The organism is Pedobacter sp. R-06, assembly GCF_049913135.1.
Taxonomy (GTDB): Bacteria; Bacteroidota; Bacteroidia; order Sphingobacteriales; family Sphingobacteriaceae; genus Pedobacter.
In genome coordinates, this window is record NZ_CP183977.1 from 3,424,594 (window position 1) to 3,439,758 (window position 15,165).

Annotated in this window: 8 protein-coding genes; 2 read left to right on the forward strand and 6 right to left on the reverse strand. The window is 41.0% G+C overall.

Features of this window, described 5'->3' with window-relative positions; all coding sequences use genetic code 11:
- Position 1 precedes the first annotated feature (1 nt).
- Complete coding sequence (locus ACN9MR_RS13920) at positions 2-775, forward strand: response regulator transcription factor (protein WP_426324440.1); 774 nt, start codon at positions 2-4, stop codon at positions 773-775.
- Positions 776-1,591: 816 nt separating this feature from the next.
- Here ACN9MR_RS13920 and ACN9MR_RS13925 read toward each other — a convergent pair.
- Together ACN9MR_RS13925 and ACN9MR_RS13930 are read right to left on the reverse strand one after the other, a co-directional pair.
- Positions 1,592-2,947: a Gfo/Idh/MocA family protein gene (locus tag ACN9MR_RS13925; protein ID WP_426330229.1), complete on the reverse strand. Its 1,356-nt coding sequence runs from the start codon at positions 2,945-2,947 to the stop codon at positions 1,592-1,594.
- Between the two features lie 8 nt (positions 2,948-2,955).
- Positions 2,956-3,693: a 3-keto-disaccharide hydrolase gene (locus ACN9MR_RS13930; RefSeq protein WP_426324443.1), complete on the reverse strand. Its 738-nt coding sequence runs from the start codon at positions 3,691-3,693 to the stop codon at positions 2,956-2,958.
- Positions 3,694-4,349: 656 nt separating this feature from the next.
- On the opposite strand from ACN9MR_RS13930, the gene ACN9MR_RS13935 reads away from it, so the two are divergent.
- The gene (locus ACN9MR_RS13935; RefSeq protein ID WP_426324445.1) at positions 4,350-5,939 is read left to right on the forward strand and encodes a glycoside hydrolase family 43 protein; all 1,590 of its coding nucleotides are present in this window, start codon (positions 4,350-4,352) and stop codon (positions 5,937-5,939) included.
- A gap of 551 nt (positions 5,940-6,490) precedes the next feature.
- On the opposite strand, the gene ACN9MR_RS13940 is transcribed toward ACN9MR_RS13935, so the two are convergent.
- Genes ACN9MR_RS13940 through ACN9MR_RS13955 form a run of 4 tightly spaced genes read right to left on the reverse strand, consistent with a single transcriptional unit; the run spans position 6,491 to position 14,089 of the window.
- Entirely contained in the window at positions 6,491-7,492 is a 1,002-nt protein-coding gene (locus tag ACN9MR_RS13940) for a DUF4973 domain-containing protein (protein ID WP_426324447.1), read from the reverse strand.
- A gap of 20 nt (positions 7,493-7,512) precedes the next feature.
- On the reverse strand, positions 7,513-9,591 hold the full coding sequence (locus tag ACN9MR_RS13945; protein ID WP_426324449.1) for a RagB/SusD family nutrient uptake outer membrane protein: 2,079 nt from the start codon (positions 9,589-9,591) through the stop codon (positions 7,513-7,515).
- Positions 9,592-9,601: 10 nt separating this feature from the next.
- Complete coding sequence (locus tag ACN9MR_RS13950; protein ID WP_426324451.1) at positions 9,602-12,679, reverse strand: SusC/RagA family TonB-linked outer membrane protein; 3,078 nt, start codon at positions 12,677-12,679, stop codon at positions 9,602-9,604.
- Positions 12,680-12,703: 24 nt separating this feature from the next.
- Positions 12,704-14,089, reverse strand: coding sequence for an IPT/TIG domain-containing protein (locus ACN9MR_RS13955; protein WP_426324453.1), 1,386 nt, complete (start codon positions 14,087-14,089; stop codon positions 12,704-12,706).
- Positions 14,090-15,165: the final 1,076 nt, after the last annotated feature.

Here is a 15,165-nt window from a genome sequence, read left to right on the forward strand (position 1 = left end):
TATGACCGACAGTATTTTAATCATTGATGATAATGAAGATATTCTTGAGTTTTTAACACAGGTGTTCGGGAACATCTATAAATTGCATTTGGCAATTAACGGAGAAGTTGCGCAGGAAATTCTGGATAATGAAATCGTAGATCTTATTATTTCCGATATTATGATGCCCGGCATTGATGGTTTTGAGCTTTGCAGGCTGATCAAATCAAACGTAGAATATTGCCATATCCCCATTATCTTATTGACCTCTAAAAACACCTATAAGGCACATATTGAAGGTTTGGAAGTAGGGGCAGATCTTTATATCAAAAAACCATTTTCGCCGCAGCTGTTACGTGTGCAGGTGGCCAACCTGCTCCAGAACCGCTTAAAAATTAAAGCCCATTTTGCAAGTGCGCCTTTCGAAGATGTACGTGTAGTGGCAAACTCAAAAATTGAAGAGGCATTTTTAAAAAGACTGGATGAGTATGTACGTAAAAATATTCAGGATCCTTATCTGGATATCGATCAGCTTGCGGAGCACATGCACATGAGCCGCCCTACCCTATACCGTAAAATAAAAGCGATTTCTGCCCTGTCGCCAAAAGAACTGATTGATGTTACCCGCCTTAAAAAAGCCACCAAGCTGATTGCTCAGAACGAATTCAGCTTTTTTGAAATTGCGAAGATGGTGGGTTACAGCTCTCAAAGCTTATTTAATAAAAATTTCTTACGATATTTTAAAGTCACTCCCCAGGAATATATGAATTCGCTGAGTAAAGATACGGGCGGCTAAAATCAGGCACCTGAATGGCTATACAAACATAAAGCTTTATGCGAAAGGTTATAAATGCCTTATATAGTAAAATAAATTAAAGAGTTTTACACGAAAGGTCTGTGGGGACACAGACCTTGGCGACTTAGGTGAGCTTAGGTGGCTAAGGTGATTACAAACAAAAAATGCTTTTTTTAAACACAATTTTTAAGGACGCAGACCTCTATACGCAATCTCAACATATAAGGAATATAAGAACATATAAGGTTATAAATGTCTTATATGGTAAAAACAAACTAAAGAATTTATGCGAAATGCCTGTCGGGACACAGACCTTGTCGACTTAGGTGATATAAGCTTATATGCCCCTTAAATGACTTATATGGTAAATATAACTAGAGGGTTTATGAGAAAGGGCTGTGAAGACACAGACCTTGGCGACTTAGGTGATGTAGGCTTATATGCCCCTTAAATGCCTTATATGGTAAAATACAACTAGAAGGTTTATGAGAAAGGGCTGTGAGGACACAGACCTTGGTGGCTAAGGTGATTAAAAACAAAAAAATGTTTTTTTTAAACACAATTTTTAAGGACGCAGACCTCTATACGCAATCTCAACATATAAGGAATATAAGAACATATAAGGTTATAAATGTCTTATATGGTAAAAACAAACTAAAGAATTTATGCGAAATGCCTGTCGGGACACAGACCTTGTCGACTTAGGTGATATAAGCTTATATGCCCCTTAGATGACTTATATGGTTAAATATAACTAGAGGGTTTATGAGAAAGGTCTGTGAAGACACAGACCTTGGTACTTTGTTGTTTGAAGCGCTAGTATTTGAATACTTTTCCCTCCACCATAACCTGCTGACGAGTGGCGTCAAAGCTGGCTTTTCCTCCGGTGCGTACCGCAGCATTCGCCATGATATTGGCGATGGAATGCTGATAACCTGCCTCAACAGGCGCATTAGGCTCTTTCCTACTTCGGATACACTCCAGCCAGTTGCGCATATGGTTAGAACTTAACACATCTGCACCGGTGTTGGCCGATGCAGCAGCAGCTGATGGCGCAGCAAGTTTAATTTCGGGCAAGAGGTTCGGCTTCATTTTCATCGCAGCCGCAGCTTTTGCCGTTAAACCTCCATGAGGCGATATGGTATTGGTAATGAGATTTAATTCTCCCCCATTCGAATAATAGATTTCTGCCGGTCTTTCATCACCGTTATGCATCCTGGAAGTAAATACCACCTGGAAACCTTTAGTCATATCGTCAAGCGGACCATAGTCAAACACGGCAGTGGTGGTATCCCAATTGCGTCGACCGTCTTTCCACTGATAAATTCCACCATTTGCGGTTACACTTCGCGGGTGAGATAATCCGGTAAACCAATGCACCGTATCAATCTGGTGGCTCATCCATTGTCCGGGCATACCTGAAGAATATGGCCAGAAAAGGCGGTATTCGAGGTATATCCTGGGATCAAAGGCTTCGTATGGCCGGTTCAATAAAAAGCGTTTCCAATCGGTATCCTGCTCTTTCAGTTTAGCTACCAAATCGGGGCGGCGCCAACGGCCAGGTTGGTTTACATTCCAGCTCAACTCTACCATGGTAAGATCGCCAAATTTACCTGCTTTGATAAAATCGGCAGCAGCCTGATAATTTTGCCCACTTCGGCGTTGCGAACCAATCTGCAGAATCTGTTTCGAAGACCTTACCGCTTTCAATGCTGCATTGGCATCATCCATGGTTTCGGCAAAGGGTTTTTCGCAATACACATCTTTTTTGTTTTTAACAGCTTCTATGGCGTGCGATGCATGTGCAAAATCCGGAGTACTGATGATGACCGCATCAAGATCTTTCAATGCATAAAGTTCGTCATTGTTTTTACAGGACGTAATGCCATGACCGATTTTACTTTTAATGTGTTCAGCACCCAAATCACGACGGTAATTCCATAGGTCAGAAAGGGCAACAATATCAAAATTAAGTTCTTTGTTGTGGTTTAAAAAGCAGGGGAACAGCGTATCTTTAAAGCGATCAGAAAAACCAACCACACCAACCCTAACCCGATCATTAGCACCGATAATATTCGCGTAACTTTTGGCCGACATCCCAAAAGTACCTACATAAGTTCCTGCTGCTGCAATTGCTGCCTTTTTTATAAAATCTCTTCTCGATTCTTCCATCACACGCATTATTTAAGTATTTTTATTTTAATGTTTTTGTACGAAACATTGTTGCCGTGATCCTGGATCAGGATATGTCCCTTTTTAGCTTCTCCAAAGTTTTTCCATGTTTTGTATTTGCTTCCAGCCACCAGCTTTCTAAAATCTTCTGATCCGCGCTCATACTCCACTACTTTTACGCCGTTTAACCAATGTTCAACATGATTGTTCGGGTAAACACGGATCTCGCCACTATTCCATTCGCCGATTGCTTTAATTGCCGAAGCAGGTTTGTTTGATGGAATAAGATCATATAAAGAGGCAAGCTTGCGGTTACCGTTTTTGCCCAGCTTCGCATCAGGATGTTTTTCATCATCCAGTACCTGAAACTCAAGGCCGATACCAGACAGATTGGTTTTTTCTTCCTCAGTTACAAAATATTTTATACCACTGTTAGCACCTGCAGTAAGTTTGAAATCAAACTTTAAAATAAAGGCCGAATATTCATCCCGGGTAACAATATCGCCGCCAGAGCCCTGCTCCTGTCCGTTTGATGGCAGTACGGTTAAAATCCCGTTTTTCATTTCCCAGCCTTTAGCCGGAAACTGCTCTTTAAATATGGCACGCCAACCAGTAGCATCCTTGCCGTTCCAAAGCAATTTAAACCCTTCCTTTTTCTCGCTTTTGCTAAGTATATTTTGAGCATAAGTTAGGTTTACGGCAAAAATGCCCAATAATAGCATGTAAATTAACCTGTGGTTTTTCATTGAATTTAGTGTGTAATTGTTATGTATTTTAAAGAATTTAGTTTTCAGGTGGCATCTGGTGCTTAGGCCGGACAGGGAGAATCTGGTTTCGTCAATATCTTTAGGCTGATTGGCCATAGCATTAGCATTTGATGTACTTAACAAGTTTATAATTGGTTCTTATGCCAAAGTAAGCCAATGGACCTTGCAAAATATGTTCAATTTATTGTTGATTTGTCTCATTTTACCTGATCAAAAACCGAAAAGAAAGAAGAATTACCAGATTAAAAACTTGTTTATTAAAAATATAAGCAAGCTGACAAAAACACAATTAACACATTAAAAATCAATAATTTAAAACATAAAATAGCACCAAAAACGGATTAAAAAAGAGTGGATTGCACCACAAAGGTTAGTAATAAAACATTCATTTGTACGCGGTGCTCAAACTTTGGCTTCCCTTTCTCCCTGTATTTAATTGTTTATTTTCGGACAAATAACCAAATAGCAAAAAGACAATTTATACCCTGAAATACATGATCACCTTTCGATTATCTACATTTTTTAAAAAATATGCAAATGGTGTTCAACCAGCAGAAAAAACTAATAAAATAGCTATAAAAAAGTCCTGTAACTTAACAATACAAACTTTAGGTACTCGCCTGGTTTATTTGCTAATGAGCTTTTACCTGGTTTCCTGCGGACTAAAAAAAAAACAAACCGAAAATTACAACGCTGAAAACGCTGCGCACATATTGGTAAACCCAGCCCTCCCAGGCGATAATCCGGATCCTTCTATCATCAGGGTTGGAAAGGTGTATTACGCTACCTCTACTACAAACGAATGGGCTCCTTATTTTACCATCTATAAATCAACCGACCTTAAAACCTGGAAACTGATTAACCATGTTTTTCCGGATGGATTTAAGGATATGAAAAACCAGTGGGGCGAGAATAACTTTTGGGCATCTGAACTGGTTTATGATCAGAAACGGAACCGGATATATGCCTATTACACGGCGCATAACAGGGAAACAAAAGGTAATCCGGGTTTACAATGCGGCACAGCCTGGATTGATGCAGATAAAATTGAAAATGGTAAATTTATTGATAATGGTCCTGTTATTATTGAAGATGAATGTGGTGCCATAGATGCGTTTGAATTACAGCACAATGGCAAAATTTATGCTTTCTGGAAAAATGACGGGAATGGCTGTGGCAAAGAAAGCTGGATCTGGAAACAGGAAATTAACGATAGCCGGACAAAATTACTCGGGCAAAAGAGCAAAGTATTCACCAATAGTCAGCCTTGGGAAACCGGATTGGTTGAAGGTGCCTGTTTTTTTACTTTGGGAGAATATGTTTACAGCCTGTATTCTGTTGGTGGCTGCTGTGATGCAAAATGCAATTACAAAACAGGAATTGCCAGAACGAAAGATCTCAACAGCGGCGTGTGGGAAAAGTACGGTAATAACCCGATAATGGTGAGTAATGATAAGTGGAACTGCCCCGGTCATGGCACAGTGGTAAAAACAGCAGATGACAGATTGTTTATGCTCTACCACGCCTTCAACAAAAGTTATGATGTTTTTGTAGGCAGAGAGGGCATTATAGAAGAGTTAATGGTTGGTGCTGATGGCTGGCCAGTATTGCATAATGCAACCCTCCCCAACCGGCCAAAGGCCGACCTTAATTCTGTCGACAATTTTGAAAATGATCAAAAACTTGATCTGGCCTGGCAATGGCCTTCCAAATCACCAAGACCATTGATGTCTTTTGATAAAGGCTTAAAATTAACAGCATCTGATGAAAACCATGCGCTTGGCACATTTCTGGGTCAGTATATTAAGACCGTAAATTTTAGCATCAGTGCCGAAATAAAGCCCGGTGCGGCAAAAACAGGTATTTGTCTTGGCGGTTCCATTTTCAAAAGCAAATGGCCCGGCGAACTTGGTGGAATAGGCATTACAGCCTCAACAGATGGTTTTGTTGTTTTTGATAATTTTGAAGGCGCATACACCATTCGTAAAACTTCAAAAGAAAATTTAGCTGACACCGTGCAATTAAAAATGCAGATCAGCAATGATGGGAAACAGATAGAATTTTTCCATAAAAAACAAGGAGCAGAATGGCTTAGTTTTTACCGTACAGATTTTTTAGCAGCCAAATATGTGCCCTGGGGAATGGGGTACAGAGCGGGTATTGTGGTAAAAGGAGATCTTTCGCAGACAGGGACTTTTAACAGCTTTAGATTAATGAATAATTAATGATGCCATTGAAAGCTGAATTATTTTCCGCTTGGAAATGCGTATATTTAATTATACCATTAAAACTCAATATTCCATCACTAACAGACTTAAATATAAAGATCGTCATCTCGACCGCAGTGGAGAGATCTTTGAACTATATTATCTGGTTTAAAGATTTCTACATTGCGCTACCGATTAAAATCGGTGAGCTCCTCCGATCGCTATCGAATGACGATTCCATTATATAGTTTAGTTGTTATCCTGAGGGGTAATTATTTCTTAAAATCAATATAAAAAACAGGTCTTTTTGGCAAAATGGTAGGCTGCACGAGATTGTCAACCTCAACTCGATTGAGAACCACGAAGTGCTCATCGAAGATAATCGGAATGTAAGCGCTTTAAGATTCCCGCCTGCACGGGAATGACGGCAGTGCTAATGGATTGCTGTCTATGGTAGCCTGTCAAAGGACTTGCTTAAATATTTCTCTCGCTGGAGCACGCGTGCTAGCTGGGTTTAGTGTGTTTTATAGAAGTCAAGTTTTAAAAACTAGACTTCTATAAATTACTAATTACCATTGAATCTGCTGATCCTGATCGGGTATCAATGTATTCAGGTCGCGCTGCATGGATAATGTACCATCTACTTTATATTTTAACCTTTGCCCGGGCACTGTAGTGTAATCCTCAAACTCGTAGGATAAATAAAGCGTGGTATAAATATGTTTCAGGTATGGAAGTTTTGGATCCCAGGCCTCATCTCTGGTGTAATAAGATTGTGCCGCCCCGACTTTAAATTTATTGTTTGCGGTATTATCACTCCAGATTTCTAACTTTTTCTTCTGGATATCGATATTCTGATCGGTAAACTTAATAAACACCTTATAGTTTTTGCGGTCCAGGTAATCAATATCCCTGATTCCGGCATATAGAAAAATAGTTTTATCATCCACTACAAAAGTTCGGTGGGTATTCAGGGTTAAGGGTTCAGTATCCCCATCGAGAAATATTTTATACAAAGTACCGCCATATTCTCCGGAATAATCATTAAATGGAGTAATCCGCAGCATAGCCCTACGGTAATATTTTTGTGGATTGGCCTGATAGTCATAAGCAGGATCGTTTAAAATCTGTAACGGCAATACCCATTTATCAGATTGATCCAGGTCTCCCAAAGTAAAATCGATTGGAACAGTAACTGTACTTACTCCAGCCGGTACATCTATGGTTTGGGGCATCGTATAATACTTTTGGTCCAATTGTTTAAAATACAGCTCCTGGCGGTGGCCATATTGTTCCTGGTTTAATTTCGCCAGCGTATCCGGATCCAAACCGAGGTGTATGGTGCGGTTTTTAAGATTTGGTGTAGAACCACTGATAATGATAGGAAGATTAAACCTCACCTTTCCGGTGGCATTATAACGTAAATAACTCCAGCTTACGCCCTGGGCAGTTGGATTTGATTTAAATGATGCCGTTTGAACGAATTGTTCTTCCTTCCATTCATCATTACATGAAACAAAGCCTACCGCTGTTGTTATCAATAAAAATAGAATACCTATATATTTCTTCATTTTTTTTCGGATTATGATTGTTATTCAGGATTTGTCCAGCCCGGATTTTGTGTCAGGTATTTGTTGCGTTTCAATTCGTCAAAATGAATTGGCCAAAACCACATTTTGAGCGTAAAAATGGAAGGTAATGATGGCGTTTCAACCACGTTATGGAAAAGATCTGCCTGCGCTTTAGTGGCATAGGCATTGTAGCCATAAACAGGGGCCGACTCTTCCGATTGCGCATCTGTCCATCGGCGCAGATCGAAATAGCGGTGCCCTTCGGCAAATAACTCTACCTGACGTTCTCTTTTCAATTTTATACGAAATCTATTTGGATCAGCATAAACATCTCCCGGATAATCAGCTAACCCGGCACGGATGCGGATAGGCTGGATTCCTCTTTTCATTTCAGAAATGTTCCGTGAAATTACCTGTGTTTTGCTTCCGTCCCACGATGGGATATTGTAAGATCCGTTCAGTTCATTTAAGGCTTCTGCATAAATCAGCAATACTTCCGCATAACGGATAGCAGGGTCGACTTTTTGTTTCATACGGCTTTGATCGTAAGCGGTAACAGCCACATTACTGATATCGTCCGGATGCACATACTTTTTAATACCCACTCCCGTACGTGGCCAGTAGGTCGTGTTTTTATAACCATTAGGATCGCCCCGATAGTAAAATATCTGTACATTACTTTTTTCATCTCTTACGCTTTCTGCATTGAGGAGATTCCAGGTAGAACCGTTATACGATACCGATGCATAAAAACGTGGCTCGCGCTGAACGAACTGTTTATTTACCCCAACGCCCAAAGGGCCTAATTCGGGATATTTGGTCAGTTCTGTCTGCGTTACAAAACCCGTAGCGCGGGGTTGGCTATTATAGCGGCCCTCATAACCCTGTCTCCCGGCGTACATGCTGTTCATTCCTGGTATATCGCTACCATCATTCATAGCATAGGCATCAACCTGCTTTTGGGTCATGCCATGCGAATTGTATCCCTTGCCCTCAAGGCGCGGCAACTGATGCAGCACCAAAACGTTTATGCCTTCGCCCCCCTGGTTTTGGCCATGAGTAAAAATCAGTTCAGGATTTTGATAGGCAGGAACTGTTCCGTTAAACAAAGCGCGGTACGACTCGTAAGGATCGATATCACTCCAGCCAGAAGGCCAGGCACTATTAGAAAAATTACCATCAAACGGAGGAGTAACAGTTGCCGGATAAGCAGCATCGCCAGTTGTTTTTTTATAAGCTACGTACAAACGGTATTGGCCCATATCCATTACATCCTTGGCAGCGGCGGCAGCCCTGGCCCATTTAGATTCATCGTAGGTTCGTGAAAGTAAGGGCTTCCCATCTTTGGTAACCAGTGCCGCTGCTACATCAGCAGGTGCTTTTCCGTTAGCCAGCGGACTTGCGGCATACAAAAGTATCCGGGCACGGAGCGCTAAAGCCGCACCACGGGTTGGCCTTGCAATCTGTTGTATCCCCTGTTGAAGTGAAAGTCCTTTGGCGGCTTCTACCAGTTCGTTCGAGAGGTAAACGGCACATTCTTCGTAGGTATTCCGTGGCTGCGCAATTTCATCATACTCTTTGGTGTAATCAATCCCCTCATTGGGCACAATTGGCACCGGACCATAAGTACGTAAAAGCACCCAATAAAAGTAGGCCCTTAAAAACCGGGCCTGCCCCTTGAGGTTAGCAATTTCTTTTGCTGTAAACTGCTTATTGATATCGATATTAGTAATAAATATAGAAGCCTGGCGGATACCTTTATAGGCCACATTCCAAATTTCCTTGCTTTCGCCATTTAATCCATTTTCTGTGTATTGCCCGTTTTTCCATCTTTTGTACCCGTCGCTTTCATCACCGTAATACATATCATCAGCAAAATTAAAGGGCATGTACTTCTTGCTGCTTACATCCTGCATAAAATTACTGCCCAGAAAAGAGTAAGCCTGTGCCAACCATCTGTTTGCATAATCGGTATTGGTAAAAACCTCTTCCGTAGTTAACCGCTCATCGAAGAGGTAATCTGAGTCGAGATATTTTTTACATCCGCCAGCAATTAAAACAATGCCAGCGAAAGCTAAGACCATAAGTATTTTTTTCATATTCTTCTTCTTATAAATTAACTGATACCCCTAAAGACATTGTTCTGCTTAGCGGATAAACTTTCCCTGTTGAACTTCCCAACTCCGGATCCCACAGTTTAAATTTGGTGAAGGTGAGCAGATTAGTACCGATAAAAAAGAAACGTACATTATTGAGGTGTGCCTTGTTCACCAGGGTTTTAGGCAGCGAATAGCCAATATCCAATGTTTTTAAACGCAGATAAGAACCATCTCTTAGCCAAAAGGTAGATGCACGGTAGTTATTGGCATTTGGCCCATAGGTTAACCGGGGATAATCTGCATTGGGATCTTCATTTGTGCCTAATTTCCAGCGGTTGCTATTGGCTATATCGTCAAGGATATTTCCCCAATTCTGACCTAAGCTGAACATGTAAACCGACGATCCGTTAATAAAATAAGTAGACTTTCCTACGCCCTGAAAATGCACGTTGATATCAAGGCCTTTCCAACTTGCTGAAAGCCCAAACCCATAAGTAAGGTTCGGTCTGGTTGTAGCGCCGATAGCCACAACATCATTATCATCGATCATACCATCCCCATTAATATCCTTGTACTTGATATCGCCCGGCATTACCTCACCATAGGATTGTTTCGGGCTATTACGGATATCATCATAATCTTTAAACAGGCCTAAATCGATCAGCCCCCGGGCCTGATCTACCCTGTGGCCTTCCTGTAGCTTGTAAGTGTAAATTGTATTTTCTTCATCTCTTTCTAAGATTTCATTTTTGCTATAGGTAACATTGCCACGTAAAGTGAGATCTACATTTCTTACTTTTTGTTTATAGGTAAAACTGCCATCAAATCCTGCAGCTTTTACCTCGCCCACATTCGCAGACGGATTATTTTCCAGGCCTACGTATCCGGGAAGAAAATTCCGGCTCATGTAAATTCCTTCACGGCGTTCGCGGAAATAATCAACCGATCCGCTAAACTTGTCGTGAAAAAGTGAATAATCGATTCCCAGATCCTGCTTGGTGGCAATTTCCCAGGTAACATTAGGAGAAGCTACTGAAGAATAACGGATTCCCGTCCACGGATTTGAAGAATCAAAATCACCGAAATTGTATCCGCCTGCAGCCATCTGCTCTAAAGTATAGAGATAAGGAAACCTGATATCGCCTAAGTTGTCGTTCCCCGTTTTTCCATATGAATAACGCACTTTAAACATATCTACCCATCCTAATTTTTTCACGATCGGTTCCTCTCCGATATTCCATGCGCCGGAAATGGCAGGAAAAAATCCGAAGCGGTAATCTTTGTGAAAATTTTCAGAACCCGTGTAACCGAAATTGAAATCTACATAATAGCGCGATTTCCAGTTGTAGTTGACCCTCCCGGCGAATCCCTGATTCCGTCGTGCAATTCCGTTTTTTAAATCCGAACCGATATTCTGGGTAAATACCTTCGATGCCTGACTATACTTAACCATGGCCCCGAAATTATGGTCGCCAATGTTATTTTTATAATGTGTTTCCCATTCAAAAAACTCACGTTTATCGCCGTCCGAACCAGCAGTCTGTGTCATTTTCTGTTCCTCTTTTATGCGTTTAAATACCAAATTGCCTTCGGTATCGCGGTAACGGTTGGCGCTCCACAGTTCAGGAAACTTGTAACGTTTGATATAGTTATTGTTATAAGTATCATAACCAAAGCGACCAACAAAGCGGAGTCCTTTGGTAATAAAATCCAGACCCTGGTTCAGATTTAATGTAGTTTGGATGTTATTGCTCCAACTTTCGTTGTAACCGGTCATGGTACCCTGTACCCAAGGATTAAAGCGGTCCATATCATTATCCGGGTTGGTATCTCCATCATCACTTGCGGGGATCTTCCCGTCTGAATATACCAGTGGAGAGGTAATTGCATTGTAGCCCATCAGCGCAGTCCATATGGCATCACTGCCCACTCCAGGATCATTTTGTTTCCGTAACGAACCCGAAACACCCACTGTAAGCAAGGTAGATTTGGTAATATCCATATCAACACTTAAACGATAGGTATACTTATTAAAACTGGCGTTGGTATTGTAGTCTTTCAATGCATCATCTACCTTATACATTCCCTGCTGGTTCTGGTAGCTTCCCGATAAATAGTAACGTGCAGTTTTTCCACCTCCGCTTAAATTGATCATACTGCGCTGGCTTTTTGCTGCATCACGCAATACCACATCCATCCAGTTTACATTCGGGAACAGGTCGGGATCTAAACCCAGGCGCAGTATTTCGAGTTCTGGCTTCGAAAAGAGCGGCTCCTGATTTCTAACAATCTTTGCCTCATTGGCCATCGACGCATACTCATAGCCATCCACAAATTCAGGTAGCTTGGTCAGTGTATTATAAAAGCCTTCTACTTTTGCATTAATATTTACCTTGCCTTCCTTGCCTCGTTTGGTTTTGATTAAAATTACACCATTTGCACCTCTGCTTCCATAAATAGCCGTTGCTGAAGCATCTTTTAATACAGAAAAGGATTCCACATCTTCCACATTGATTTCGTTCATGTCACGTTCAAAGCCATCAATCAATACCAGCGCTGCATTGCTGGCGCCGAAAGTAGAAATACTGCGCACCCAAAATTCTGAAATGCTGCCTGGGCGCCCTGAAGTTTGCATGGCCTGGATGCCTGGTACCACACCTGCCAGCGCATCTGCCATCGATGTGGAGGGATTAGATTTTAGCCGGTCTACATTTACAGTTGTAATGGCCCCCGTGATAGATATTTTTTTCTCTGCACCTGTACCGGTAATTACCACCTCGTTCAGTACACTGGCATCTGATTCTTTCAGGATAACATTTACAACACGCTGCTCCTTTACCAATACCTCCTGTTTTTCGTAACCCACATAAGTAAACACCAATGTTTGGTAGGGAGGCATTTTGATACTGAATTTTCCATCACTGTCGGTAATTGCCCCCAGTCCGGGCAGGTTGGCAACAGATATGCTTACCCCCGGGATGGGCTGTTTGCCAATATCGGTTACTGTTCCCTTTACTGTTACCTCCTGAGCGAAAACATTAAAGGAGACACCAATCAGCACGATGCACGTTAGTAAAATTAATCTCATAATTATATATTTGGTTGTCATCAATTATTCTTCTTTAGCTATTTTGCGGATAAGCCAATTGCCCGTATCACCGATATAAAAACATTTTTTCACATCATCATAGGCAATGGCCTGCGGGTTATTGAAACGGGCTTCGGTACGTAAATCGCCATCGGCATAACCGCTTGTGCCATTGTTCCCACGTCCGGCGAATGTGCTTACCCTTCCTTGTGGTGTTAAAATGCGGACCGCGTGGTTGGCCTTATCGCAGAAATAGAAATCGTACTGGTCGCCTCCTGCCGTTTCATATTCGGGATTTTTAACAAATACGCCTTGTACAGGGTTATTCAAACGCGCGTTAGTGCCAATTCCGTCGGCATAACCTGCTGTACCCGCTGCACCACAAATGGTATAGGGTGTTTTGAAGGTTTTCTTATCCCGGTCGTAATCGGTACGCATAATAAAATGTTTATCATATTCGACCAGGTAGGCATAGTCACCGGAGGGGTGCATCACCATGTAAACGGCTACCGCGCTATAGGGATTGGAGAACACCAATTTATCTTCTTTGGTATTGAAGTCATACCTGCGGATATCGCCCGCTCTGAACCTTGAGTAATATAACTCTCCATTCTGCGGATGAACTATTGTACCGTTTACACCCCGGGCATAAACCTCGATCGCCTTTTTCTGAACAAAATTAGATTCACGGGTGAACAGATAATTTCCATTTTTGGTATCGCTGGAATGGTTGTGAGAAACAATCATGTCCTGATTTCCGTCCATTCTCCAGTTTAATATCGATACCCTATCGAGATCCGTTCTGAAATAACTCACATATTGCTTCTCGAAATCAATCAGACGGCAGCTGTTTACATCGGCCGAGAAATAGAGATGGTTATAGTTTTTGGGATCGAAGGTGAGCCATAATATCCCCTTAAATCCACCACAATCGTTAAAGGGGCCTTCCTTTTCCTCAAAATTACTTGGCACCTGATAGTATTTCCCTAAAAAGGTAGAAACGAGCAGTTTTCTGGTATACGAAAGTGGTTCTTTTGAGGCACCATAAGCCAATTCCTCATTGTTGCCACCAAGAACACTAACTTTTATATCGCCAGCATAGGCCTTTTCGGGAATGATACAATAAATGGCATTATTTTTCACACCAACAACTTTGGCTGACTTTCCTCCGATCATCACTTTTATTTTGGAAAGATCGTTCCCGAAATTTTCACCATATATCACCAGGTTGTTTCCTACACTTCCGGCTTTAGGGTAAAAATCGTTGACGGTTACGGGCTTAGATGGATCAAAGCCAACTTCTTGCGGCAACTCATCATGTTTACAATGTGTTAAGGAAAGCGCAATCAACCCGAGCAGCATCCAACGGATTTGCCAACGCCTGGTTTTAACCTTGTTTTTAATTTTCATATACATATTGCTTTATCCGGATTTAGCCGGGTTACACTGGATTTTATTATTTCTTTCCACGCTGAACGCTAACCAATAATGGTTATGGTATTGCTATATATTTTCGAATAGCTTAATCTTAATACTGCTTAAATTGGCACCATGAAACAATATTCCTCCGGAATGGGCATAGTAATGTTCTTCGGCGTTACAATTGTAATTCCGACCGCGGATCTGCAAGGACCCGTTACCTTTTGCAGAAAACATTATTGATCAGGTTGCAGACCCACAACATTGTGTAGGATCTTCGTACCCCTTCTGGTTAAGTTAATGGTATTTAGATCAGCTAAATCAGTAAATCGTTTTATTATTAACAGCAATAATTTTGATCCATTAATAATATCTGATCAGCAACATATTGCAAGCTAAATGTTCTACTGCTTGCAACACCATTACTACTAAAATTGGCCTATTTTAGCATTTGTCTGCAGGATCAACACGGATTTGTTTTATTCTGGTACGAGAAATATACCTGGAACTGATAAGTATTTATGGAGCATAGCATCATTTTAGTTGTAATTTTCCTGATTTATTGTCTTTTAGATAAACTAATGATTATCAATCATCTGAAACAAATAATTTGTATCTCATAAAAAATATTAAAACTGCAAAGCATAGTATTGCTGGTGGAAGAAATTTGCAGTAAGGTTTGTTATTTGGTTAATTGAAATCAAAGTAAAGGAATAGCGTTATTATTATCTGTTCAACTTTTTGTCGATTTGTCTCAAATTGTCAAATTGTTATACGCGCTGATTGAAGGTAACTAACTGTAAATTAGCTCCTATTCCCAATTAACGGATAAGCTCCCGAAAACCATTTTAAGCGTTAACTTAGATCTAAAAAAGCGGTTAAGATAATCAAAACGACCACTTGCTCCATAATAAGGCATCAGTTTGAAGCTGAATGCAGCGTTGGTTTGAAGAGGGAACGAGACAAACGCTTATTACGGCAAGAATATGCAATAGGTAAAGGCTTCATCAAAATAACAAGCATTTAATGTTGGTATAGCAAAGCATTATACCAACGTTTCGATGTTT

What these genes read in the sequence shown, in the direction of transcription:
- ACN9MR_RS13955 (WP_426324453.1), bottom strand. Translation starts at nt 14,089, where the DNA reads ATGAAAATTAAAAACAAGGTTAAAACCAGGCGTTGGCAAATCCGTTGG.
- ACN9MR_RS13945 (WP_426324449.1), bottom strand. Translation starts at nt 9,591, where the DNA reads ATGAAAAAAATACTTATGGTCTTAGCTTTCGCTGGCATTGTTTTAATT.
- ACN9MR_RS13940 (WP_426324447.1), bottom strand. Translation starts at nt 7,492, where the DNA reads ATGAAGAAATATATAGGTATTCTATTTTTATTGATAACAACAGCGGTA.
- ACN9MR_RS13920 (WP_426324440.1), top strand. Translation starts at nt 2, where the DNA reads ATGACCGACAGTATTTTAATCATTGATGATAATGAAGATATTCTTGAG.
- ACN9MR_RS13950 (WP_426324451.1), bottom strand. Translation starts at nt 12,679, where the DNA reads ATGAGATTAATTTTACTAACGTGCATCGTGCTGATTGGTGTCTCCTTT.
- ACN9MR_RS13935 (WP_426324445.1), top strand. Translation starts at nt 4,350, where the DNA reads ATGAGCTTTTACCTGGTTTCCTGCGGACTAAAAAAAAAACAAACCGAA.
- ACN9MR_RS13930 (WP_426324443.1), bottom strand. Translation starts at nt 3,693, where the DNA reads ATGAAAAACCACAGGTTAATTTACATGCTATTATTGGGCATTTTTGCC.
- ACN9MR_RS13925 (WP_426330229.1), bottom strand. Translation starts at nt 2,947, where the DNA reads ATGGAAGAATCGAGAAGAGATTTTATAAAAAAGGCAGCAATTGCAGCA.